The sequence below is a fragment of the Marinobacterium sp. xm-g-59 genome (assembly GCF_013283315.1).
In the GTDB taxonomy this organism is placed as follows: Bacteria; Pseudomonadota; Gammaproteobacteria; order Pseudomonadales; family Balneatricaceae; genus Marinobacterium_E.
The window spans coordinates 35,900-57,808 of the sequence record NZ_WBYR01000007.1; the positions used below are offsets into that span (position 1 = coordinate 35,900).

Sequence of the window (21,909 nt, forward strand, 5' to 3'; positions counted from 1 at the left end):
GCGGGCTAAACTAAACGCCATCTGCCCAATCCTGCGTACCAACCCAAACTAGTGACAGGAGGTTTTTACATGTCGAAAATCAATGTTAAACGCCGCTCCCTACTAACTGCCGCGGCACTGCTCCCGTTGGCTCCCGTTGCCAATGCGCTTGCTCCAACCCCGTCAGCAATGGAGGGACCTTTCTACCCCACCTCTTCGATGCGCTTCGATGATGTCGACAACGATCTGGTAAAGATCGAAGGTGCGGTAAAAGCCGCCGGCGGTGAAGTAATTCAGCTGAACGGTAGACTCGTAGATAGCGATGGGGATGCCATCGCCAATGCGATCGTAGAGATCTGGCAATGTGACGCGACGGGTCGCTACTTGCATACGGCGGATCGCCGCGCCGAACCACGCGACGCTGGCTTTCAAGGGTTTGGCCGCGCCCGTACCGATGCTGAAGGGCGCTTTACGTTCAGAACCATCAAGCCTGTGCCCTACCCGGGCCGCACCCCGCATATCCACGTGAAAGTGATTGACCAAGGGTTTGAGCTGCTCACCAGCCAGCTCTACCTCGAGGGCCACCCCGGCAATACGCGCGACTTTCTATTCAATCGTATGAGTAGCGAACAGCAGCAACAGGTCAGTATGCGCTTTGAGCAGGATCCGGCGCAGACAGAGGTGTTACTGGTGGTATAACATTCGCTAGAATTAAGTTCGCCCGAGAGCCCTTCAATGACAAAATTTTCCAAGCTTGGCTTAACACTCACGCTAGCTGCGATGCTCAGCGCGTGCGGTACCAGCCCCACCGGTCGCAGCCAGCTGATGCTGGTCTCACCCTCGCAGGCTATCAACGCCTCCAAAGCGGCTTATACCCAGATGTTGGCCCCGCTCAAAGATGAAGGCAAAGTAGACACTGATGCAGAGGTGGTTAAGCGCGTACAGACGATCGCGGGGCGTATTGTCTATCAAGCGATCGAGCGCTTTCCCAACACCCGTAACTGGGATTGGAGCATCAGCGTTATTGATGACCCAGAGACTGTAAACGCCTGGTGTATGGCAGGCGGTCGCATGGCCATTTACACCGGCTTAATTGAGAAGCTAAATCCAACCGATGATGAACTGGCTCAGGTGATTGGGCATGAGGTCTCCCATGCCTTGGCCAATCACACGGCGGAGCGTATGTCTGTGGCGATGGCGACTCAACTTGGGATGTTGGCACTGAGTGTTGCAACCGAGAACAGTGAATACCGCGATCTTGCGCTTACAGGTGCGCCTTTGGCCGCTGCAGTCGCGATTACGCTGCCCAACAGTCGGACCGGCGAGCTTGAAGCCGATCGTCTTGGCATGGAGTTGGCTGCGCGCGCCGGTTACAACCCGAACGCTGCTGCCACCCTCTGGCAGAAGATGGGCGCTAATAGCAAAGGTGCTCCGCCCGAGTTTCTAAGTACCCACCCTGCCCCAGGAAACCGCCAACAGACGCTGGCAAACTTGGCACCGCAGATGACGGGCTTATACAACCCAACTGCAGCGGCCCTTACCTACTCGTTTAACTAGGTTGCAAAGACAAGAGCGGACTGAGATGCAAACGAGCTCATCGCACGAGGCACATAGCTTTGGATTCACTGGCGAAGTCTGGCGCTGGGAGTCGGAGAAAGCCTCTTGGTTCTTCGTCACCCTGCCCATCGAGACCGCCGAGCAGATTCGCTTCTTTTTTCCGTTAAGACGGGGCTTTGGCAGCATTCCGGTTCAGGTACAGATAGGCTCCAGCTGCTGGAAAACCTCTATTTTTCCCGATAAGAAGTCGGGCTCGTTTATCCTCCCACTCAAGGCACCCGTTCGCACCAAGGAGGGCTTTGGAGAGGGAGACGACATCTCTGTGGAAGTGACCGTCTCACCTTAAAAAGCGCCATGCTCTGGCTAGTGCAGCTGCTCATGCGAATATCGCTTGAGCATCTCTAGATCGACTCGTTCCAACGCAGCGATATTTGTGGAGCTAAGCTTTACCGGCGGCGCACAGTGGAAAGCCTCCGCCTCAAGCCATCGCGAGGCACACAGGCACCATGAGTCGCCAGCCTTTAGACCCGGGAAGTCATACTCCGGCCGAGGGGTAATCAGGTCATTACCGCGACTCAATGAGAACTGCAGAAACTCGTCGGTAAGAATCGCACAAACGGTGTGTGAACCACGATCATAGGCATCGGTATTGCAGCAGCCGTCACGAAAGTAACCGGTCATTGGGTCGCAACCGCACTGCTCCAACGCCTCTCCCAACACGTTTTTCTGTTTCTCAGCCATCATCCACTCCTAGACGTCTTGACGTGAGTACGCATGGCGCTCGACAAAGGATTTGAATACGCTCGCGTGACGCTGCAAAAACTCGATAGTGGGTTGATCTACGATTTTCCCAGCCTGCACTTTCTGATTCACACCAGCAATCATTACCTCAGGTTTATTCATAAAGTGAAGGTCCAAGTAGACGCCCACCTGACGCAGGTGATACTGCATCCGGGCCGTGCCTTGGTTACCGGGGCTCGCACCAATGATTGTGGCCGGCTTGCCTGCAAAGGGCTGAGGTTTGCAGCGCGACAGCCAATCAATGGCGTTCTTGAGCCCACCGGGTATCGAAAAATTATACTCGGGGCTAAAAAAGATCACGCCATCAGCTTCAACTATCTGAGTTGACAGCTTCTCAACTGCTGGGTGACTCTCATCTTCCCCATCGTAAAGGGGAATACCTGCAATAGATCCGAGCTCCAGCTCAAACTTACCCGCTGCAATCTCGCAGTAATGATTAAAGATTTGTCGATGCACGCCATCGTCACGACGGCCGTCCTCAAACTCAAAAAACAGTTTTTTATCGAGCTTTTGACTTGTAAGTTCAAAGAGTAGTGAGAGTATCTTGCTCACTAAGGAGCCCTCCACCCTTGGTGTTTAGTAAATCAATTAGGCTGCTCTCGAGCGGCCATCTTTTTTTGTACTAAACTCAAAGCAAGGAGATCATATGACTAAGCAAAAGTGGATTACATCTATCACATCAATCTGGCTGACCATTTTGACAGGGAGTTTTTTACATAACGCGCTTTTTGCAAACACAAGCACGATAGACTGGAACATATTCGATGAATTCATAGTCATCGCTACACCGTTACTCATTGTATTGATGCGTTCAAAACTACTGACACTTCATAGGCGTGCTAAAACATTCACGGTCTATAGATGGATATTCCTGCGTACTGGTATGCTCGTGATTGGATTAGTGACCCTCCTCGCGGGACTGTTCGGACTAATATTCAGTGCCAGAGCGATTCAGGTAACTTCCAATCCCACCTATCACTCTCAGGACCAAAAAGACCCATTAGGGAACGACTCTCAAAATCCTAACTTTTGGTAAAAGAGTATGAAGATCTCATTAGCGAGATTTGTAGATCATTATTCATCATCCATTTTTACCAACCTCTCCTGAACTACCACCCATTGAACCAGGTACACGCGTTGATGAACTGCCAAGAGTGCCTGAAGTCGGACTAACAGGGTTACCCGACATACCTGATCTGGGTGACCCCCCTACTGACTGAAACCCTTTCGCCAATGCTAATCCAACGCCTGTCATAATCATTAACCAAATAATGGGAAGAATCAGAATGATGCCATAGGAGAGCATGACACTGATGACCGTTTCCAATGCAGAGGCCTCACTTGCATCGGTGGACGTCAATAAGGCCAGACGGTGCTGGAATAGATTACCCAGCCCTAAAATCGCGTGCATGAACTCCAACGTGAACCACATGCCTGCCATCGTAAAAAATGCCTTAAAACGATAAGACGTAAACACCAACACGATGGGTGTCGCAATGACAATCACAGCCTGAATCAAAGCAATAATCATCGGTATGAAGACCTTTACGGCTTTATTGGCTGTCATAAGCTGAGCGGCCTCTATGGCTTGAGTGCTAGCACCCACCGCTGCCACGACATTCTCTGCCATGCCAATGACGTTATTCATTATATTACTGACACTGAAGCCTTGATCTTGGTATAACTGTGTCTCGGCACATAGGAACTTTGCCCTGCTCGAGTGACGGCGTCTGTGTTAATGCCCTGAACCTCAAGCACCGTTCCAGACCTCTGAGCAATACGGGTTAGTACCGCGTTCAATGGGTTCTTGCTTATCAGGCTGATGATTTCTTTCATCCCGGATGAATCCATAGGCCTCTTGATTATGGAGATAGGCCTCGGGCGATTGATAGAACGTACCGGGCGTTTGGAGAAAAGTTTTCGAGCCTAACCAATCAACATCCCAAAGCTTATTCAGCGCAGAGCGATCAACTGGTATCGTGGTTAGCTGCTCACGCGCCACGCTGTAACAACCCGATTCGAACTCGCCGATGCGTTGAATCAATTCAGCATCATGAATTTGTGCTTTTGCTGTTTCATACAGGTAATCGTTATAACTGTATGAGCAGCCCATTGACCGGATCGCAGCATGGGTTAAGCCCGATGAATACTGCGTAGTGATCCCCCAAAGAAGCGGTATTCTTGCTTCGTGAGCCGACGTCAGATAAGAACCGAAATCAGCCAAAAGAGCATTACCTCTTAAGGAACACGAAGCTCCAGCTTTCCCTCGCTTTGAACAAAGTCGAGGTGTTTTAGAAAACTCATCCCTAACAGAACAATCTGACTGTCCAGCTCAGGTACAATCATTGCGGGTACGTTAGCCATGGAGAGCCCACCCAAGCTAACCTCCTCCAACTGCGTTAAATCGACGGGCACTCGACCATTGGCGGTTATCGCAAAGCTTTTGCCCTCACGGGGTAACGAGAGCTCATCGGCCAGAGCATCTGAAAGTGACACATAGGTCGCACCGGTATCAACCACAAAAGAGACAGGGTATCCATTGATCGTACCGGGTGCTCGATACTGCCCTTTTCGATCGGCAATCAGGCGAACCTGATCGGTGCCGTTTGCCAAAGATAGTTGTGCATTGGGATGATCGCGCTGTTCAAGATAGGCGTTAAAGCCATAGGTAAGCATCACCAGAATAAGAATCCAGGTCATATGCGCAGAAAAACGGGCCATTTTACGCTGTGTACTCGGAACCTTATTCACACAAAACCTCTCTAGAAAAGCGCTCTCTGTTTATCTATCAGATCATTAAAGCTGGCACCAAGAAAGGGTAATACTGTGTCAGCGACCGGCTCTAACTGTTTAGAGACATAGTGTTGATAATCAATGATTGATTTACGACAGATGGTTGGTTCTGGACCGTTAACTGTCATGACGTACTCAATAGGGTCGCCTCGCCCTAAACGCACGTTTAAACCCTGCCTATCTAGGTATGACTGCATTTTTTTAGCCGCTTTCACATGCGGTGGATTACTGGCCTGATAGGCATCTAGAGGTCGTCTTAGTCGACGACGATAGGTCAATTGATGATCTGCATTACCGCTGAGTAGTTGCTCCGTGGTTTCGACGACCAGATCACGCCAAGACTCGTCATTGAATATTCTGGACAACAACTCTGTCTGGAATTTTTTGGCCAAGGGTGTCCAATCGGACCTAACCGTCTCCAACCCTTTAAAGACCAATTGATCCTCACCACCCGATCTCTTAAGACCCGCATAGCGTTTCTTAGTGCCCTTCTCAGAGTGACGCATGGTTGGCATCAAAAAACGTTTGAAATGAGTCTCATATTGCAGCTCAAGTGCACTCTCTACACCGTATTGCTGTTTAAGGTGCTCTTGCAGCCAGTGGTTAGCTTGATCTGCCAATTCAGCACCGTACTGTGCGATATCACCCTGTTGGCAGTCATCGCCCAACCAGACAAAGACTGAATCGGTATCGCCATAAATCACCTGATGGCCCCGTTCAAACTCAAACCATTGCGCGGTTTTTTGCAGGAGCTCATGGCCTCTCAACGTAATTGCTCCCGATAGGTTCTGATCATAGAAGCGACACAAATTGGACCCTAACACCCCATAGCAGGCATTCATCTGTATCTTGATCGCTTGTGATAACGCAGAGTTACCTTGCGCCTTGGCTCGATCTCGGGCTAACCAGAGCTCTTCAATGATCGCGGGAAGAATGGCCACATCGGCATTGAACTGCGCACCAAAGAATCCTGGTACTAATGATGCCTCTGAGGCCTCACCCGCCAGAGCGAGTGCTAAAGGATCCACTGAGAAGGTACGAATGATACTGGGATAGAGGCTCTTAAAATCGAACACTAACACATCACGATAGAGTCCGGGTTTAGACTCCATGACAAACCCACCAGGCACAGAGAGGTCACTGCGACCTGAGGCATAAGGAGGTGCTACATAGCCAGCGCGATGCAGCTTAGGCAGATAGAGATTATCGAATGCCGCTTGGGAACCACCCACTTTGTCCAACGCCAAACCAGTAAGACGAGTGCGTTCGATAAGATACTCAAGCAACTCCGCTTTTTTGAAGATCTCTAACACCAATCGACAATCTTCAATGTTATAGGTCGCTAATGCTTGTTTATCCTCTCTAAAGAGTTGCTGTATCTTCTCACCACGATCGTAAGGGTTATCAATCGCTTTACCACGCCCCAGCAGTGCCTGAGCGACACTCTCTAGGCTGAAGCTATCAAATTGCCAGGTAGCCCCTTTTAAAGTCTCGATGCCGTCGATGGCAACACGACCAGCAATGCGACTGAACCAGCGACCATTTTGACCAACATCGACGTGCATCTCACTGCTATCACGTCCAAGTTTGAGTCCAACTCGATTAGCCTTAGCTCGCCGTGCTAGCACGCGCAGATCAAAGCCAATCAAATTCCAGCCGACGATCAAATCAGGATCCCAATCTGCCACTATCTCGACAAAGCGTTGAAGCAGAGTTCGCTCATCCGAGCAGCCCTCACACCAGGCTAGTTCGGGTGCCTCACCATTAAATAGCACAAGACTCTGATCGCCCTGCTGCAAACCTATAGAGAGCAATTGATTGGCATTTAACGTGGTTTCAATATCTAACGAGAGTAGTTTTAAATCAGGTGTAAAATCATAGGGGCGTAACTCAACCCCTTTAACAGTTTCGAACTGAACAGCCCCAGTGCGAATAAACCGTTCCATCAAGTAGCGATCAACCGGCCTGATATCCTCTTCCATGAGAGCAATTTGTTCCGCCTCGAGTCGTTTTAACACTTCCCAGTAAACTTTTAGGCTTTGGCAGTAGAGACCCATGACAGGTTTTAAAGAGAGGGATTTCAGTTCTAAATGACGCAGCGTCCAACCCGATATATCTTTCAGACAGGACTCAATGGCAGCTTGATCAATAGCGAAAACAAAACAGACCGCTTCTGCATGTGTGACGGTAACCGCATGAGCCCCCTCCACCCCAGTCAACCAGAAGGTGTATTCAATACCCTGCGAACCATCTCGCTGAGTTCGAGTAAGAGGGAAGCCAGTGATTGGCATAACCGCGTTAGACACCGAAAGGGGTGACTACCTCTAGTTCAGGGAAGTGAGCCAATAGATCACTTAAGGACTCTTTCTGGAAAAGCAGCTTCAAGTTAGGCCCCGCATCCATGGTGAAATAGACCTCCAACCCCTGCTCACGAAGGTGCCACACCTTATGCATCGCCTGTAACGACTCTGGTTGCCAATAGACGAGCGGTGGCCAGCTGGAAGCAAACGTGGCATGCATAGACATAGCATTATGCTCTGCCGTAGAACCCAACAGGGTAAAGTCCTTATCTGAGATCGCCTGATGCAGCTTCGACAGATCGGCATTTGCTTGAGCGGGCCAACTGTTATAAAGGTGGGAGGTCTCCTTGGTGCGCTGCATCCCAGATCGGCTATCAACGGACTTTTCGCCGATATCTACTTTGACCAGACCGATTCGAAGATCATCCCAGGTCGCATCAATCGGGTGTGCATGACTGTCCAAGCCATCTTCACGGTGCCCCATGTGCCACTCTACAAATCCATTAAAGATGGATCGACAGGCACTGCCGCTCCCCATACGCGCAATCATGGATAGCGCTTCATTGGATAGATGAAGTGATAGTGCATCGTTCATCGCCAACGTCAGGGCCGCAAAACCAGAGGCAGAGGAAGCGAGGCCTGCCGCGGTAGGAATGTTATTTCGAGTCTCCACTCTGAAAGCGAGTGACTTGTTACCACGAAAAAGATCGATGAACCGACTGACACGACGTGCAAACTGTGAATCCTGGTGCATCTGTTGGCCGTTTAACCATACCTCATCAATCGGCTGATCAATCGGCGTTACTCGAGTTCTAGAGCCCAAATCATTCAATGAGACAGAGAGGGAGGGGTTGATCGGCAAATTAAGTTCAACATCTCGCTTGCCCCAGTACTTACACAGAGCGATGTTACTCGGAGCAAAGTGTTCCGATGAAGCGGAGACAGCCCCCAACTCGGGCAGCACTTTAGTCAGTACTTCTTGCTTAGTCATCACATTGACTCCTGTTTGAGACCTACACTGTGTATCGAGACGGGCAGATGTTGATAGGGTATCTCTGAAGGATTGGTCAAACCTAACGAGATGACAGAGTCACCCAAACCAGATCCTGAAATCTTAGCACCCAGAACACCAGACTGCTGACGCATTCTAAATTGCAGGTCTGCTAAATTAGCATCACACACTCCTAGCGCATCCATAAGCCCTGAGTATTGATCCATCAATTGCCCTAGCCGGTTCCACTCTTGTGACTCTATCGCTTGTTCTGCTGCGCGAGTCACCTGCCCCATTAATTGATAGATTGAGGTATAAATATCGGGATCGGCGTCAGCTCGCTGATTTACCAACGCAATCACCTCAGGTGTTTTCATCTTGTACCCGACGTAGAAGAGATCAATATCAGGGGTGCCTTTCAGTGGACGCACCTTGGCACCGTTCATTTCGTAGGCGATCATACCGCCCCAAATTGAAGCGGCTAAATCGGTGCCCGAACCACGACCGCCTTGAACCCTGTGAACGGCCTCTAGAGCCTGTTTGAATACCTGTTCATTGGTCACCGGCTCATTACAAAAGTTTAACAGGCAGGCAACGGTTGAAGCGGTGACAGCGGCCGATGAACCCAGGCCAACTTGATCTGAAAACTGACTGGAGACGGTTAAATCAAAACCCTGTTTTAGCTTGGATTGACATAGCTGAATTGCAGTGACCATAAAGCTGAACGTTGAATCGTCTGCTAACTCACTCAAAGCGCTCTGGTAACGGCCCAGTTCCGATTCAATAGTGACGACCTCATCCACTCGCGGGATCAAAGAGACAGACAGCCGGTTACCAACGGCCAGAGCAATGGCAGGTTGACCATGCAAGATGGCATGCTCGCCCATTAACATCAGGTTACCGGGGGCCGAATAACAGATCATACATCGTCTCCGAGACTGACACCCTGACCATCCGATTCAACCCGCCCCCAGCGCATCAAAGACGGTAACTTCAAAGCATCCGGTGTTTGATTAGGCAGATAGGCCAGCACAAGCCCACCGGCATCACCGGATACCGCACCAGCACCAGCGATTTTAGCCACACCGCCTAACCTCTCGATCCGCTCAATCAATGCGGCGACTCGGGCGGGCACCACCCCGATACGGTTTAAAAGGCGGTGGTTATCTTGAATCGCAGAGAAGAGCTGATCGAGATCGGTTTGAGCCGTTTCGATACGATGCGTCACAGCAGCAAACTCACTCCATATATCCGACTGTTCAAATTGGCTGCGAACACGCTCGACACAAACTCCGGTACTTGTTGCAGGAGTTCCGGTAAATATCCAGTACCAGTCGTTATTAAAAATATCAGGCAACAGACCCAATCGATTCGCTTGATCCTGCTCCACCTTGACCAAACCCCCCATGGTTACTGTAGCGGCATCAATCAAACTGCCGCGACCGTGTTGTAAGCGTTCGCAGTGCCGCACCTGCTCAATCAAAGTGGCTAAATCTTCATGTTTGGAGAAGAGTTTCAAGAGTGCAGCGAGCAGAGCAGCAGACGAGCCCATACCGGCACCCACCGGAATGTCCGATTGAATATCAAATTTGCCGCGCGGAATGCGTTCAAGGTTACCTAGGATACGGGCCACATCAACGGTGTAGAAAATCAACTCTGCCGGTCGAGAGAAGATCTCGCTGATGGAGCGTTCACCTCGAAGGTAGCCATCAAACGCCGCATCCAATTTATGACGAAGAGTGGAAAACTTTTCCAGAGCCATCTCATGTGCTCTGTCTGGAGTAAACCAGCTAAGTCGAGGCAGAAGATCGGGAGTAAAGTTAACGGTCAAACGCTGTTTAACCGAGAATGCTAGAGCTGGAGCACCGTACACAACGGAGTGCTCACCACTTAAAATAATTTTTCCGGGAGCACTTGCAACCGACATGACTAACGTTCTACGTACTCACGTTTATGATCGCTAATCGCCGCCAAGCGGAAGCGGCCCTGTGTATCGGGTGCAATCACATGCTGCCCACCATCACGTGGATCAGGGTAACGGTAAAGGGTGAGATACTCTTCGTAGCTCAATTCAGTTCGATCGTTTAGCAGCTCAGCGTGGCGGCCTGTATTCAAAGCCGATTGGTAGCCCGCCACCACCTTAGCGGTGAAGAACTCACTGACCGAACCCGAACCATAACTGAACAGTCCGATACGTTTATCGGTTAAATCTTCGTTAAGTTGCTCAAGGAGGGAACAGAGCCCAATGTACATTGACGCTGTGTAACAGTTACCAATCAAACGGTTGTAGATAAGTGTTGGTTCAATCTGAGCAGCAAGCTCTTCCGGAGATTGACCCGTTTTATTGACACGGGCCAACTGTGAGTGAGCTTTCTGTGCCATCTTGCCAAAGGGTAAGTGGTAGCAGAAATAGTCGATATCACCGTAGCGAACGGAACTCTCTTCACAGAAGTTTTCCCAGCTACGTTTCAAAGATGTTAGGTAAATTTTGGTCGAGTATTTGCCATCGACCAGCGCCGTTGTACGGTAGTTGGGACGCCAAAAATCCATCACATCTTCAGTGTGAGTGCCCGATTCTGGTTCAATCTCTAGAACTCTCGGGTTTGCTTTGATCAACATTGCAACCGCACCACAACCTTGGGTGGCTTCACCTGGAGAGTCCAGGTCGTAACGAGCCACGTCAGATGCGATCACAAGCACCTGTTTACTTGGGTTACGAGCAACCAGTGCACAGGCCATTTGAACGGCCGCTGTTGCACTGTAACAAGCGTGTTTAAGCTCAACGACACGGCAGTGACTGTTCAATCCCAACAAACGATGTACATAGACACCCGCCGCTTTGGATTGATCAATACCGGTCTCAGTGGCAAACAGAATCGTTGAGATGGCATCAGTTCCAATGCGTTCAACAATAGGAAGCGCAGCGTTCGCCGCAAGCGTAACGATATCCTCATCATGCGCCGCCATCGCCATCTTCTCTTGACCGATACCATCGTAATACTTGTTCGGATCAGTGCCTTGACGTTCAGCCAGCGTGCGCAAATCGAGGTAGTAGCTCGATGTATAGAAGCTGATTTCGTCGATACCTACGGACATACTTTGATCAAATCCTTAAAACTGTTCGATGACAAGCGCTCGCTGACCCTTAAGCGCTGTCGTACTAGGCACACCTAAAAGAAACAGTGCCGTTACATATTCACGTTTTATACGTTCAATTACGTCGACAACCGCATCAGCCGATTGCATTGCAGGTTGCAGTAGAGGTGCTGCAAATCCCCCCAACGAGGCGCCGAGTATAACAGACTTAGCTAGATCAATCCCATTACGTAGACCACCGCTGGCAATTAACGTGCTCTTATCTTGCCAAGACTGACATTGATCTAACGCCACCGGTGTCGGTAATCCCCAATCTTGGAATAGTAACCCAAGGTCATCCTGATCACGACGATGATGTTCGATTCGACTCCAGGAGGTTCCGCCGCTGCCTGCCACATCGAAATAACGAACGCCTGCTCGGTAACCAAGCTCCACATCGGCGGCCGACAGGCCAGAACCCACCTCTTTCAACCAGACTGGAACGGACAAACCCTCGACAATCTGCTGGATCTGATCGGCAAGATTCTCGAAATTACGGTCACCCTCAGGCTGAATGGCTTCCTGCAAAGGGTTCAAGTGAAGATAGAGAGCATCGGCTTTCAGTAGGTCGACAGCGGCCTGACACTGCTCCAGTGAAAAACCATAGTTGAGCTGCACAGCACCAACATTGCCGATCAATAGCGCATTGGGAGCAACCGATCGAAGATCAAAACTACTCCTAGCCGAATCGTCACTGAACATCACTCGCTGCGAACCCACCGCCATCGCCACGCCACAACGCTCGGCTGCTTCAGCGAGATTACGGTTAATGGTCCGGATCAACTCATGATCGCCACCGGTCATCGATGAAATGAGCATGGGGAAGCTTAGCGATTTACCCAACAATTTAATGGACGGATCGATCTTTTCGAAATCAAGCTCTGGCAACGCCCTGTGCGTTAACTTGATACGATCGAAGTAGCGCGCATCACGATCGGTCTCGGCATCCTGCAGAATCGCATTGATGTGCTCAATCTTCCGATCGTTGGTCAACTGACTCATTTGCGTTCCATCTGAAGGTGCGACTGCATCAGCTCACCTGGGTTAGTCTGCGCAGCAATAAGCGACAGCTCACCACACAGAACCGTCGCACCACAGATTGCAGCTAATCGACGAGCATTAGCACCCGGCTCACGATCATCTCGACAGCCAAGGCGTTCTAGGTTCTCTTCTACAAAGTCGATCCCTTTGCCGTTACCGACACTGCCGACGATGAGGTTGGGTAGCGTACAGCTGAAGTAGAGATCGCCGTTGCGAACCTCTGCGTGAACCACACCTTGTGAGCCCTCAATGATATTGGCCGCATCCTGCCCTGTTGCCAAGTAAAAGGCGAGCAGCATATTGGCGTAGTGCGCATTAGCACTGCGCAAACCACCAGCGATCATTGTGCCGATCAGGTTTTTCTTGATGTTCAGATCAACAATTTTTTCCGGCGTAGAGTGAAGGCGGCGCTCAACAATATCTCGTGGAATCAGGATTTCACAAACCACATACTTTCCACGACCAAGAATACCATTAACAGCGGTTGCCTTTTTATCGGAGCAGTAGTTACCCGATATGGAGCTGTACTGAAGGTGTGGATACTCTGTCAAAATCCAAGGAATCAGATGATCAGCGGCGTTAGTCACCATATTGTGACCAGAGGCATCACCTGTCGTAAACTCAAGGCGCAGGTAAATAAGGTTACCAACCACCTGTGAATTGATATCAATTAACTTGGCGAAACGGCTCGATTTAGCCACTACCTCATTGAGGTCATCCATTCGTGCTTTTAGAGACTGGATCGCTTGGTGCGCTGCATAAGCATCTTCCGCTTCAAGCAAAATCGAGCGAGTCATACGCTCATCAATCACACTGACTTTAATCCCCTCTTCACAGAGTGTAGAGATACGTGCACCACGGCCAACGGATGGCCATAGAGGGGTTTCGTAAGTGGCTAGAGGAACACTCAACTTCTCTTCAATCAGATGACCTGACAGTTTCATCGGACCGACCCAGCGCATTGGGATCGGAGCTTGAAGAATTTTGTGTGTTTTCATCCGCTGAAAATCCAATAAAAAAGGGTTGTAGTAACAACCCTTTAGGTTCAATAACTATCTAGAAACAATTTTATCGATCACATCTACCTGATGCAATTGATTGAACTCATAACAGAGCTACTGAGATCACTAAAAAAACAAAAAACCCGAGTCATCAATCGATGATTCGGGCTTCGATTTAGCAACCTAGGCTAGTTGACGATCAGTCGAACTTACGACCTTTGCTAGCTGCGATACGCATACGAAGGGCATTCAACTTAATGAAGCCTGCAGCGTCTTTCTGATCGTAGGAACCTGCATCATCTTCAAAGGTTGCAATGCTCTCGTCAAACAGACTCTCTTCAGAGCGACGACCAACAACCGTCACGTTACCTTTGTACAGTTTGACACGGACTTCACCGTTCACGTACTTCTGGCTCTCGTCGATCATCGTTTGAAGCATCTTGCGCTCTTCTGACCACCAGAAACCGTTGTAGATTGTCTTAGCGTAACGTGGCATCAGCTCATCTTTTAGGTGAGCCGTTTCACGATCCAGTGTAATCGATTCAATCGCACGGTGTGCAGGAAGCATGATGGTTCCGCCCGGTGTTTCGTAACAACCACGTGACTTCATACCTACAAAGCGGTTCTCTACGATATCAAGACGGCCGATACCGTTTTCGCCGCCCACCTTGTTAAGGTAAGTCAATACGGTAGCTGGAGACATCTCTTCACCGTTGATCGCAACAATGTCACCCTGACGGTAGGTCAATTCAAGGTAAGTTGGCTGATCTGGAGCCTCCTCTGGAGAAACAGACCAACGCCACATATCGGCTTCAGCTTCTGCCCAAGGATCTTCAAGAATGCCGCCTTCGTATGAGATGTGAAGCAGGTTCGCATCCATAGAGTAAGGTGACTTTTTCTTTTTGTTAGAGAAATCGACTGGGATGTTGTGAGTTTCACAGTAAGCCATTAACTTCTCGCGCGAGTTAAGATCCCACTCACGCCAAGGTGCAATAACGTGCACGCCCGGTTTCAGTGCGTAGGCACCCAATTCGAAACGTACCTGATCATTACCTTTACCGGTCGCACCGTGTGAAATCGCATCGGCACCTGTCTCGTTGGCGATCTCAACCAGACGCTTAGCGATGAGTGGACGAGCGATCGACGTACCCAGTAGGTATTCGCCTTCGTAAATGGTGTTCGCGCGGAACATTGGGAATACGTAATCACGAACAAACTCTTCACGAAGATCTTCGATGTAGATCTCCTTGACGCCCAACGCTTCGGCTTTAGCTCGCGCTGGCTCAACCTCTTCACCCTGACCAATATCAGCAGTAAAGGTTACAACTTCGGCATTGTATTCATCTTGTAACCAACGAACGATTACAGAGGTATCCAAACCACCAGAATAAGCTAAAACGACTTTTTTAATGTCGGACATTGACGACTCCAACTCCATGCTCGCCCGATCAGGGCAGAGGTTAATACGGCGCACTGAACTCATGAATCAGACAGCACTGAAATTTATGGGCGGGAATTATAGCGAACATTTAAATAAATATCAGTAGATCTGAGTTTTAACTCTGCCCTTATCCATTGGATTTGTTAAACTCCACAAAACCCCATCGAAGAGTAAGGATCTACTGTGCCAAATTCGAAACAGCGTCACCCAATGGCAGACCGTTTCCGTGGTTATCTTCCCGTTGTTGTTGATGTTGAAACAGCTGGATTCAATGCTCAAACCGATGCTCTCTTAGAGATTGCAGCGGTCACACTGACCATGGATGAAGAGGGTTACCTGATCGTAGATCAGTCGATTGAAGCACAGGTGGAGCCTTTCGAAGGGGCAAATCTAGAACAATCGGCATTGGATTTTACCGGCATCGATCCTTGGTCACCGGATCGTGAAGCAGAGCCTGAACTCATGGCGATGGAGAAGATCTTCAAGCCTATCCGCAAAGCGGTTAAAGCACATGACTGCAAACGAGCCATTCTGGTTGGCCACAACGCTCACTTCGATCACAGCTTTGTCTGCAATGCAGCCGATCGCTGTGACATCAAGCGTAATCCCTTTCACCCATTCTCCACCTTTGATACCGCCACACTAGCAGGTCTGGCTTATGGCCATACGGTGTTGGCAAAGGCCTGCGATCTCGCTGGAATTAGCTTCGACAACAAACAGGCGCACTCTGCTCTCTACGACACAGAGAAAACGGCCGAACTGTTTTGCATGATTGTGAATCAGTGGAAAGAGATGGGGGGATGGGACATGATGCTCGCCCTCAGAGAAGAGAGCGAGCAGGACTAACAAGCGTCAGCGGGGATTAACCCTCAGCGCTGTCACCCTCTTCAGATTTAGCCGCTTCAGAGACCAATGTCTGTAGTTCACCGCTCGCTGCCATATCACAGATAATGTCACACCCGCCGACTAGCTCACCATTAACCCACAACTGAGGGAAGGTCGGCCAGTTAGCGTACTTGGGTAGCTCTGCACGAATATCTGGATTCTCAAGAATGTTTACGAAAGCAAAACGTTCGTTACATGACATCAACGCTTCAGATGCACGTGATGAAAAACCACACTGAGGAAAGCGAGGTGTGCCTTTCATGTAAAGAAGAATGGCATTGCTTTCGATCTGTTCTTTAATTGTCTCTAAAGTGCTCATTAACTCACCTCTTAAATCTCATTGAACGAATGGGCGCACTATACAGTAAATCTGAGTAAAAAACTCGGTTATATCCTCTCTAAGATTGCTTATTTTGTAAGCACAAAATAATATTACTCTCCAGCGACAGCCACGGCTGTCTTTTTGCGTTTTACGGAGAACACTTTCAATGACCATGACCCCTGTAATGCCCACCTACGCTCGGTTACCTGTTGCTTTCACTCACGGTGAAGGCGTTTGGTTGTTCGACACTGAGGGGCGACGCTATCTGGATGCACTCTCTGGCATAGCCGTCACTGGTCTTGGTCACGCTCACCCTGCCGTCACTCAAGCGCTCAGCGAACAAGCCGCTAAACTGATTCACACCTCCAACCTGTACGAGATCTCACTGCAACAGCAGCTGGGCGAAAAGTTATGTACCGAGACCAATATGGAGGCTGTCTACTTCTGCAACTCCGGTGCGGAATCGAATGAGGCGGCAATCAAGATTGCACGTAAATACGGTAACGACCGCGGCATCACTAACCCGTCAATTATTGTGATGGAACAGAGTTTTCACGGCCGCACCATGGCGACGCTGTCAGCCACGGGAAATCGCACCATTCAAGCAGGGTTCGAACCGCTACTGAGTGGATTCGTGCGCGTCCCATACGATGATATTGAAGCGATTAAGAAGGTCGCATCAAACAACCGCAGCATTGTGGCGATTCTTGTAGAGCCTGTTCAGGGTGAAGGTGGCGTACATGTCCCTACCGACGGCTACCTAAAAGCCTTGCGTGACATTTGTGATGAGAATGAATGGCTGCTCATGCTGGATGAGGTTCAAACAGGCAATGGCCGTACTGGCAAGTATTTTGCGTTCCAACATGAAGGTGTAAAGCCAGACGTATTGACCACAGCAAAAGGTCTTGGTAACGGAGTACCTATTGGTGCCTGCTTGGTTGCACATCATGGCAACCATGTATTCGGCCCTGGTAACCACGGTTCAACTTATGGTGGTAACCCATTGGTATGTGCGGCGGCCCTTGCGGTTTACAACACCATCCAAGATGAAGAGTTGATGGCCAACGCGATGGCTCGCGGCCAACAAATTCGTGATGGTTTGGCCGCTCGCTTTGCCGACCTTGAGGAATTTGTTGAGGTACGAGGCAAAGGGTTGATGATCGGTTGTCAGTTCAAGACTGACATTACTGGCTTAGCTAAACTTGCCTCTGACAATCAGCTATTGCTCAATGTGAATGGAGGAGGTAAGGTTATTCGATTGCTACCACCTCTAATCATCTCTGAGTCCGAAGCAGAGCAACTGATAGAGACTGTATCTGAGCTAGTTCATCAGCTACTTGCAAAGTAATCAAAACTAACTTTATTTAGGGTATCGTCAGTCATATTTGTGGCTGACGTTTTAATTTTTATGGGAACAAGACACTTTTTAACTCTTCTAGACCTAACTCCTGAAGAGCTTAACAAACTGATCAATCGTGCGATTGAACTTAAACGCATGCGCAATGCGGGAGAGATCTACGAGCCACTCAAGAATCGCGTTATGGCGATGATCTTTGAAAAGTCGTCTACGCGAACGCGTGTCTCCTTCGAAGCAGGGATGGCACAGTTTGGTGGTCATGCGATGTTCCTATCCCCTCGCGACACCCAACTAGGACGCGGCGAGCCGATTGAAGACAGCGCTCGAGTCATCTCTAGCATGGTTGATGTGGTGATGATTCGTACCTTTAGCCACGAGTTAGTTGAAACCTTTGCAGCCAACTCAAAGGTTCCGGTTATCAACGCGCTAACCGATGAGTTCCACCCCTGTCAGCTACTTGCCGACATGCAGACCTATCAAGAGATCCGCGGATCCATTAAAGATAAGACCGTGGCATGGGTTGGCGATGGCAATAACATGTGCAGCAGCTACATCAATGCAGCTCGCCAGTTTGACTTCCATTTAAACGTCGCTTGCCCTAAAGGTTTTGAGCCAGATGCAGAGCTACTTGCCGCAAACCCAGGTCGCGTAACTATTACCCATGACCCCAAAGAGGCCGTTAAAGATAGCGATCTGGTTGTCACCGATGTTTGGGCATCAATGGGACAGGAGGAGGAAGAGGCCCTTCGCCTGAAGCGTTTTGATGGATTCCAAGTGAATACCGCATTGATGGATCTCGCTAAACCGGATGCTCTATTCATGCACTGTCTGCCTGCTCACCGTGGTGAAGAGGTCAGCGATGAAATGATGGACGACCCACGTTGCGTTGCATTCCAGGAGGCTGAAAACCGCCTTCACGCCCAAAAAGCACTTCTCGAGTTCCTTCTAGTAGGCATTTAACCCTTGAGTAAGCAGTCCATGGGCTGCTTACCTGTTATGGTCTATACTGGCCTCAAAGCAAATAGCCGGAGTCAGCCATGATCGATCTTCGACATCTTAAAACTCTTGTGGCACTGAGAGATGCCGGTAGCCTTGTCGAAGCTGCAGAGCGGGTTCACTTAACCCAATCGGCCCTGTCACACCAAATCAAAGATCTCGAAGAGCGCCTAAACTGTTCATTGTTTATCCGCAAAACCAAACCGATTCGTTTTACCTCAGCTGGACAACGCATCCTATCGTTGGCGGATGATATTCTACCGATGATCCGAACAGCCGAGCGTGATATTGCTCGCTTAGCGGGTGGTGAAGTCGGTCGTTTGAATATCTGTATTGAGTGTCATAGCTGTTTTGATTGGCTCATGCCAACCATCGACTCGTTCCGCAAAAATTGGCCTGACGTTGAGATGGATCTCTCAACCGGCTTTACATTCCAGCCACTGCCTGCACTGGCTCGTGGTGATATTGATCTCGTTATCACATCGGATCCAGAGCCAAGAAACGGCATTCACTACGTTCCACTGTTCAGTTACGAATCGATGCTAGCGCTAAGCCGCCAGCACCGACTCAACGCTAAAAAGCAGATTGAGCCGTCCGATCTATCGGAAGAGACCTTGATCACCTACCCCGTCGATCAAAACCGTTTGGATCTGTTCACACGATTTTTAGATCCTGCAGGAATCGAACCTCAAGAAATTCGCACTGCGGAGTTAACCGTTATGATGGTGCAGCTGGTTGCTAGTGGTCGAGGCGTGGCTGCGTTGCCAAACTGGGCACTGCACGAGTACCTTGAAAAGCAGTTCATCGATGCCAAGTCATTAGGTGAAGAGGGTTTGTGGTGCACACTCTACGCGGCCATACGCGAAGAGCAGAAAGAGTCAGACTTTATGCTGGACTTCCTAAGCACTGCGCAAGAGATCAGTTTTAAACGACTCAAGGGCATTAAAGCCGCGATCACCAAGTTTGAACACAACGATGAGTAAAGCTCAAGCCGTTACACGATCGATCGAAGCGATCAGAGATGAGATGGTGCGTTTATCACTCTGGGAGGCATCGCCACCAACCCAGGAAGCGTTAAACAGTCAACAACCCTTTTGCATCGACACGCTTAAGTTTACTCAGTGGTTGCAGTGGATTTTGATCCCTAGGCTTGAAGCCCTTTTAAAAACAAACATTCCTGTTCCCGACTCCAGTGCCATTCACCCTTATGCCGAAGAGGCACTGAAGAGTCGTAAAGAGAACACGCACTTAATCGCTCAGATTCAACAACTCGATAGAGCACTCAGCGGGGATAGTAATGGCTGAAAGCTACGGTCTATTTGAACAGATACTGCTTATTTTCATTGGTGCCGTTGTAGCCACCACCCTGTTTAGACGCTTGAAACTACCCGCCATTCTCGCCTACCTAGCTATGGGCGCCCTGATTGGCCCGTTTGCACTTCAAGTTGCGCACCCTGATCAGATGGCGCTGCTTTCAGAGCTAGGCGTTGTATTCCTCCTTTTCATGCTGGGTCTAGAGTTCTCGTTGCCGAAAATGATTGCCATGCGCAAGACCGTTCTCGGCTTAGGTTCAGCCCAAGTAATTACCACTTCCGCTATTTTCATCGGCTTATCACTACTCATGGGGATGGAGTTGGCACCATCCATTGTTCTCGCCGGTGCATTAGCTTTATCTTCAACGGCCATCGTTACTAAGGAGCTCATTCGACTCCAGCAGCTAGGCCAACCGCATGGGCAACTATCCTTTGGGATTCTGCTATTTCAAGACATCGCAGCTGTCGTCTTTCTGATCTTAGTCCCTGCGCTTGGAACCAGCACCGCTGAAAGTAGCGAATCCATAATCTGGCCTCTACTGCAAGGCGCTGGATTACTCCTACTCCTTCTCATTCTTGGGCACAAAATTCTTCCCGCACTGTTTAATGAGGTTGCACGTGAGCGCTCGGATGAGCTTTTTGTTCTAGTTGCACTGGTCACCGCTATGACAGCGGCTTGGATTACTCACGCAGCCGGCCTTTCAATGGCACTGGGTGGATTCCTAGCGGGCATGATGTTGGGAGAGAGCCATTTTAAGCATCAACTTGAGAATGACATTCGCCCATTCAGAGATGTGTTGCTAGGACTCTTCTTCGTCACTGTGGGTATGCAGCTTGATCTGTCTGCACTGGTTGAAAATATCCACTGGGTTATTTTAACGACTCTGATGTTGGTCACGGCGAAAACCCTCGTCATTTTGCTGCTAGGTCGTCTATTCGGTAATAACGCAAACACCTCCCTGAAAGCAGGCATCAGTCTAGCTCAAGGCGGTGAGTTTGGCTTTGCCCTACTCGCGGTTGCTCTGACCTATCACGTGATCGACAGTGACCTAAACGCTGTCTTAGTCTCCACCATTATCATTTCGATGGTCATTACACCTAGTCTATTAAATAAAGCCGATTGGATCGCAGAGCGCTTTTTCCCAACCGAAAACAGCACTGAGTCTGTGCCAGAGCACCAACATGCTGATGCCGCCAGCCAACATCACGAACTCGCCGACCATGTCATCATTTGTGGCTATGGTCGTGTTGGACAGATTGTGGCTCGTTTTCTGAAGCAGATGGGGATTCAATACGTAGCCATCGATCCGGACCCGATTCGCATTAAAGAGGCCTCTTCAGCCGGTGAGCCTGCCTATTACGGCGATGCCAAACGTGTCGATATTATGCGAGGCTTAGGAGCTGCGAAGGCTCGCCTTATTATTCTGACGCTGCCTAACCCCAAGTCGAGCCTTGAGACGTTAAAACAGATCAAGCGCGAATTCGGTGATATCCCAGTACTCGTTAGAACCCAGGATGATTATCACTTAGAGCAGTTTCAGATATACGGCGCAGCAGAGGTGGTACCTGAGGCCCTTGAAGGCAGCCTAATGTTGGTCTCTCACGTCCTCACACTGCTGGATGTTCCCGCAGATATCATCAAGGAGCGCATTCGTACCGTAAGATCACAACGTTACCGAATATTGCATGGTTTCGTGCACGGCGGACAATCCCTGAAAGCGGATTTAGACCCAAGCCGAGTGATTCAAAAGCACGCGGTTACTCTCTCTGAAAACGCCTATGCTTGTGGCAAAACCCTAGACGCCCTCGACCTAGAGTTGGAGATCAGCTCACTGATTCAACAGGGTGAGGAGATCGATAACCCATCGGGAACTCTGCTGCTTAATGAGGGTGACACTTTGATTCTGAACGGATCGCCTAGGGAGATTGAACAAGCAGAAGAGAGGATTCTGCTCGGCAACCTGTGATTCGCTCGCCGACATGGTAAAATCGCGCGC

At 49.7% G+C, this 21,909-nt stretch carries 24 protein-coding genes; 10 read left to right on the forward strand and 14 right to left on the reverse strand.

Annotated elements, in window-relative coordinates; all coding sequences use genetic code 11:
• Nucleotides 1-69 precede the first annotated feature (69 nt).
• Genes XMG59_RS08680 through XMG59_RS08690 form a run of 3 tightly spaced genes read left to right on the forward strand, consistent with a single transcriptional unit; the run spans nucleotide 70 to nucleotide 1,882 of the window.
• Nucleotides 70-678: a protocatechuate 3,4-dioxygenase gene (locus XMG59_RS08680; protein ID WP_173481975.1), complete on the forward strand. Its 609-nt coding sequence runs from the start codon at nucleotides 70-72 to the stop codon at nucleotides 676-678.
• A gap of 36 nt (nucleotides 679-714) precedes the next feature.
• The gene (locus tag XMG59_RS08685; RefSeq protein WP_173481976.1) at nucleotides 715-1,536 is read left to right on the forward strand and encodes a M48 family metallopeptidase; all 822 of its coding nucleotides are present in this window, start codon (nucleotides 715-717) and stop codon (nucleotides 1,534-1,536) included.
• Nucleotides 1,537-1,561: 25 nt separating this feature from the next.
• A complete protein-coding gene (locus XMG59_RS08690) occupies nucleotides 1,562-1,882 on the forward strand; it encodes a DUF1905 domain-containing protein (RefSeq protein WP_173481977.1) in 321 nt (106 codons plus the stop codon).
• Between the two features lie 17 nt (nucleotides 1,883-1,899).
• Here XMG59_RS08690 and XMG59_RS08695 read toward each other — a convergent pair whose 3' ends face one another.
• Both XMG59_RS08695 and XMG59_RS08700 read right to left on the reverse strand, forming a co-directional pair.
• Nucleotides 1,900-2,277, reverse strand: coding sequence for a DUF2237 family protein (locus XMG59_RS08695; protein ID WP_217362034.1), 378 nt, complete (start codon nucleotides 2,275-2,277; stop codon nucleotides 1,900-1,902).
• Between the two features lie 9 nt (nucleotides 2,278-2,286).
• Entirely contained in the window at nucleotides 2,287-2,889 is a 603-nt protein-coding gene (locus tag XMG59_RS08700) for an NADPH-dependent FMN reductase (protein WP_371731447.1), read from the reverse strand.
• Between the two features lie 94 nt (nucleotides 2,890-2,983).
• On the opposite strand from XMG59_RS08700, the gene XMG59_RS08705 reads away from it, so the two are divergent.
• Entirely contained in the window at nucleotides 2,984-3,373 is a 390-nt protein-coding gene (locus tag XMG59_RS08705; RefSeq protein ID WP_173481979.1) for a hypothetical protein, read from the forward strand.
• 45 nt (nucleotides 3,374-3,418) lie between these two features.
• Here XMG59_RS08705 and XMG59_RS08710 read toward each other — a convergent pair whose 3' ends face one another.
• The 11 genes from XMG59_RS08710 to XMG59_RS08760 form a co-directional block, all read right to left on the reverse strand.
• Nucleotides 3,419-3,985: a hypothetical protein gene (locus XMG59_RS08710; protein WP_173481980.1), complete on the reverse strand. Its 567-nt coding sequence runs from the start codon at nucleotides 3,983-3,985 to the stop codon at nucleotides 3,419-3,421.
• Nucleotides 3,986-4,087: 102 nt separating this feature from the next.
• Nucleotides 4,088-4,561 (reverse strand): hypothetical protein, encoded by a 474-nt coding sequence (locus XMG59_RS08715; protein ID WP_173481981.1) that lies wholly within the window; start codon nucleotides 4,559-4,561, stop codon nucleotides 4,088-4,090.
• Nucleotides 4,562-4,575: 14 nt separating this feature from the next.
• On the reverse strand, nucleotides 4,576-5,088 hold the full coding sequence (locus XMG59_RS08720) for a retropepsin-like aspartic protease (protein ID WP_173481982.1): 513 nt from the start codon (nucleotides 5,086-5,088) through the stop codon (nucleotides 4,576-4,578).
• An 11-nt stretch (nucleotides 5,089-5,099) separates the two neighbouring features.
• Complete coding sequence (locus tag XMG59_RS08725) at nucleotides 5,100-7,436, reverse strand: DNA polymerase II (RefSeq protein WP_371731448.1); 2,337 nt, start codon at nucleotides 7,434-7,436, stop codon at nucleotides 5,100-5,102.
• The gene (gene mvaD, locus XMG59_RS08730) at nucleotides 7,429-8,421 is read right to left on the reverse strand and encodes a diphosphomevalonate decarboxylase (RefSeq protein ID WP_173481983.1); all 993 of its coding nucleotides are present in this window, start codon (nucleotides 8,419-8,421) and stop codon (nucleotides 7,429-7,431) included. The genes XMG59_RS08725 and mvaD overlap by 8 nt, the downstream gene beginning before the upstream one ends.
• Nucleotides 8,421-9,344 (reverse strand): mevalonate kinase, encoded by a 924-nt coding sequence (mvk, locus tag XMG59_RS08735; RefSeq protein ID WP_173481984.1) that lies wholly within the window; start codon nucleotides 9,342-9,344, stop codon nucleotides 8,421-8,423. The genes mvaD and mvk overlap by 1 nt, the downstream gene beginning before the upstream one ends.
• Entirely contained in the window at nucleotides 9,341-10,348 is a 1,008-nt protein-coding gene (locus XMG59_RS08740) for a mevalonate kinase (protein ID WP_173481985.1), read from the reverse strand. The genes mvk and XMG59_RS08740 overlap by 4 nt, the downstream gene beginning before the upstream one ends.
• A 2-nt stretch (nucleotides 10,349-10,350) precedes the next feature.
• Nucleotides 10,351-11,517, reverse strand: coding sequence for a hydroxymethylglutaryl-CoA synthase (locus tag XMG59_RS08745; RefSeq protein WP_173481986.1), 1,167 nt, complete (start codon nucleotides 11,515-11,517; stop codon nucleotides 10,351-10,353).
• Nucleotides 11,518-11,532: 15 nt separating this feature from the next.
• On the reverse strand, nucleotides 11,533-12,558 hold the full coding sequence (gene fni, locus XMG59_RS08750) for a type 2 isopentenyl-diphosphate Delta-isomerase (RefSeq protein ID WP_173481987.1): 1,026 nt from the start codon (nucleotides 12,556-12,558) through the stop codon (nucleotides 11,533-11,535).
• Nucleotides 12,555-13,595 (reverse strand): hydroxymethylglutaryl-CoA reductase, encoded by a 1,041-nt coding sequence (locus XMG59_RS08755; protein WP_173481988.1) that lies wholly within the window; start codon nucleotides 13,593-13,595, stop codon nucleotides 12,555-12,557. Before XMG59_RS08755 ends, fni begins: the two co-directional genes overlap by 4 nt.
• Nucleotides 13,596-13,797: 202 nt before the next feature.
• Nucleotides 13,798-15,018 (reverse strand): argininosuccinate synthase, encoded by a 1,221-nt coding sequence (locus XMG59_RS08760; protein ID WP_173481989.1) that lies wholly within the window; start codon nucleotides 15,016-15,018, stop codon nucleotides 13,798-13,800.
• Between the two features lie 231 nt (nucleotides 15,019-15,249).
• On the opposite strand from XMG59_RS08760, the gene rnt reads away from it, so the two are divergent.
• The gene (gene rnt, locus XMG59_RS08765) at nucleotides 15,250-15,885 is read left to right on the forward strand and encodes a ribonuclease T (protein ID WP_173482040.1); all 636 of its coding nucleotides are present in this window, start codon (nucleotides 15,250-15,252) and stop codon (nucleotides 15,883-15,885) included.
• A 16-nt stretch (nucleotides 15,886-15,901) separates the two neighbouring features.
• On the opposite strand, the gene grxD is transcribed toward rnt, so the two are convergent.
• On the reverse strand, nucleotides 15,902-16,243 hold the full coding sequence (grxD, locus tag XMG59_RS08770; protein WP_173481990.1) for a Grx4 family monothiol glutaredoxin: 342 nt from the start codon (nucleotides 16,241-16,243) through the stop codon (nucleotides 15,902-15,904).
• 169 nt (nucleotides 16,244-16,412) lie between these two features.
• Here grxD and XMG59_RS08775 point away from each other — a divergent pair, with 169 nt between their 5' ends.
• From XMG59_RS08775 to XMG59_RS08795, 5 genes are all read left to right on the forward strand, one after another.
• A complete protein-coding gene (locus XMG59_RS08775; RefSeq protein WP_217362035.1) occupies nucleotides 16,413-17,594 on the forward strand; it encodes an aspartate aminotransferase family protein in 1,182 nt (393 codons plus the stop codon).
• A gap of 60 nt (nucleotides 17,595-17,654) precedes the next feature.
• Nucleotides 17,655-18,563, forward strand: a complete 909-nt coding sequence (argF, locus tag XMG59_RS08780; RefSeq protein ID WP_173481991.1) for an ornithine carbamoyltransferase — start codon at nucleotides 17,655-17,657, stop codon at nucleotides 18,561-18,563.
• A 77-nt stretch (nucleotides 18,564-18,640) separates the two neighbouring features.
• Nucleotides 18,641-19,582: a LysR family transcriptional regulator gene (locus XMG59_RS08785; protein ID WP_173481992.1), complete on the forward strand. Its 942-nt coding sequence runs from the start codon at nucleotides 18,641-18,643 to the stop codon at nucleotides 19,580-19,582.
• Nucleotides 19,575-19,904: a YqcC family protein gene (locus XMG59_RS08790; RefSeq protein ID WP_173481993.1), complete on the forward strand. Its 330-nt coding sequence runs from the start codon at nucleotides 19,575-19,577 to the stop codon at nucleotides 19,902-19,904. The genes XMG59_RS08785 and XMG59_RS08790 overlap by 8 nt, the downstream gene beginning before the upstream one ends.
• Entirely contained in the window at nucleotides 19,897-21,879 is a 1,983-nt protein-coding gene (locus XMG59_RS08795) for a monovalent cation:proton antiporter family protein (RefSeq protein ID WP_173481994.1), read from the forward strand. Before XMG59_RS08790 ends, XMG59_RS08795 begins: the two co-directional genes overlap by 8 nt.
• Nucleotides 21,880-21,909: the final 30 nt, after the last annotated feature.

Bases quoted from the DNA above. Each gene is read 5' to 3' on its own strand.
- XMG59_RS08755 (WP_173481988.1), bottom strand. From the start codon at position 13,595: ATGAAAACACACAAAATTCTTCAAGCTCCGATCCCAATGCGCTGGGTC.
- rnt (WP_173482040.1), top strand. From the start codon at position 15,250: ATGGCAGACCGTTTCCGTGGTTATCTTCCCGTTGTTGTTGATGTTGAA.
- XMG59_RS08795 (WP_173481994.1), top strand. From the start codon at position 19,897: ATGGCTGAAAGCTACGGTCTATTTGAACAGATACTGCTTATTTTCATT.
- XMG59_RS08680 (WP_173481975.1), top strand. From the start codon at position 70: ATGTCGAAAATCAATGTTAAACGCCGCTCCCTACTAACTGCCGCGGCA.
- XMG59_RS08785 (WP_173481992.1), top strand. From the start codon at position 18,641: ATGATCGATCTTCGACATCTTAAAACTCTTGTGGCACTGAGAGATGCC.
- XMG59_RS08760 (WP_173481989.1), bottom strand. From the start codon at position 15,018: ATGTCCGACATTAAAAAAGTCGTTTTAGCTTATTCTGGTGGTTTGGAT.
- mvaD (WP_173481983.1), bottom strand. From the start codon at position 8,421: ATGACTAAGCAAGAAGTACTGACTAAAGTGCTGCCCGAGTTGGGGGCT.
- grxD (WP_173481990.1), bottom strand. From the start codon at position 16,243: ATGAGCACTTTAGAGACAATTAAAGAACAGATCGAAAGCAATGCCATT.
- XMG59_RS08790 (WP_173481993.1), top strand. From the start codon at position 19,575: ATGAGTAAAGCTCAAGCCGTTACACGATCGATCGAAGCGATCAGAGAT.
- XMG59_RS08705 (WP_173481979.1), top strand. From the start codon at position 2,984: ATGACTAAGCAAAAGTGGATTACATCTATCACATCAATCTGGCTGACC.
- XMG59_RS08740 (WP_173481985.1), bottom strand. From the start codon at position 10,348: ATGTCGGTTGCAAGTGCTCCCGGAAAAATTATTTTAAGTGGTGAGCAC.
- mvk (WP_173481984.1), bottom strand. From the start codon at position 9,344: ATGATCTGTTATTCGGCCCCCGGTAACCTGATGTTAATGGGCGAGCAT.
- XMG59_RS08685 (WP_173481976.1), top strand. From the start codon at position 715: ATGACAAAATTTTCCAAGCTTGGCTTAACACTCACGCTAGCTGCGATG.
- XMG59_RS08695 (WP_217362034.1), bottom strand. From the start codon at position 2,277: ATGGCTGAGAAACAGAAAAACGTGTTGGGAGAGGCGTTGGAGCAGTGC.
- fni (WP_173481987.1), bottom strand. From the start codon at position 12,558: ATGAGTCAGTTGACCAACGATCGGAAGATTGAGCACATCAATGCGATT.
- argF (WP_173481991.1), top strand. From the start codon at position 17,655: ATGGGAACAAGACACTTTTTAACTCTTCTAGACCTAACTCCTGAAGAG.
- XMG59_RS08690 (WP_173481977.1), top strand. From the start codon at position 1,562: ATGCAAACGAGCTCATCGCACGAGGCACATAGCTTTGGATTCACTGGC.
- XMG59_RS08775 (WP_217362035.1), top strand. From the start codon at position 16,413: ATGACCATGACCCCTGTAATGCCCACCTACGCTCGGTTACCTGTTGCT.
- XMG59_RS08710 (WP_173481980.1), bottom strand. From the start codon at position 3,985: ATGAATAACGTCATTGGCATGGCAGAGAATGTCGTGGCAGCGGTGGGT.
- XMG59_RS08745 (WP_173481986.1), bottom strand. From the start codon at position 11,517: ATGTCCGTAGGTATCGACGAAATCAGCTTCTATACATCGAGCTACTAC.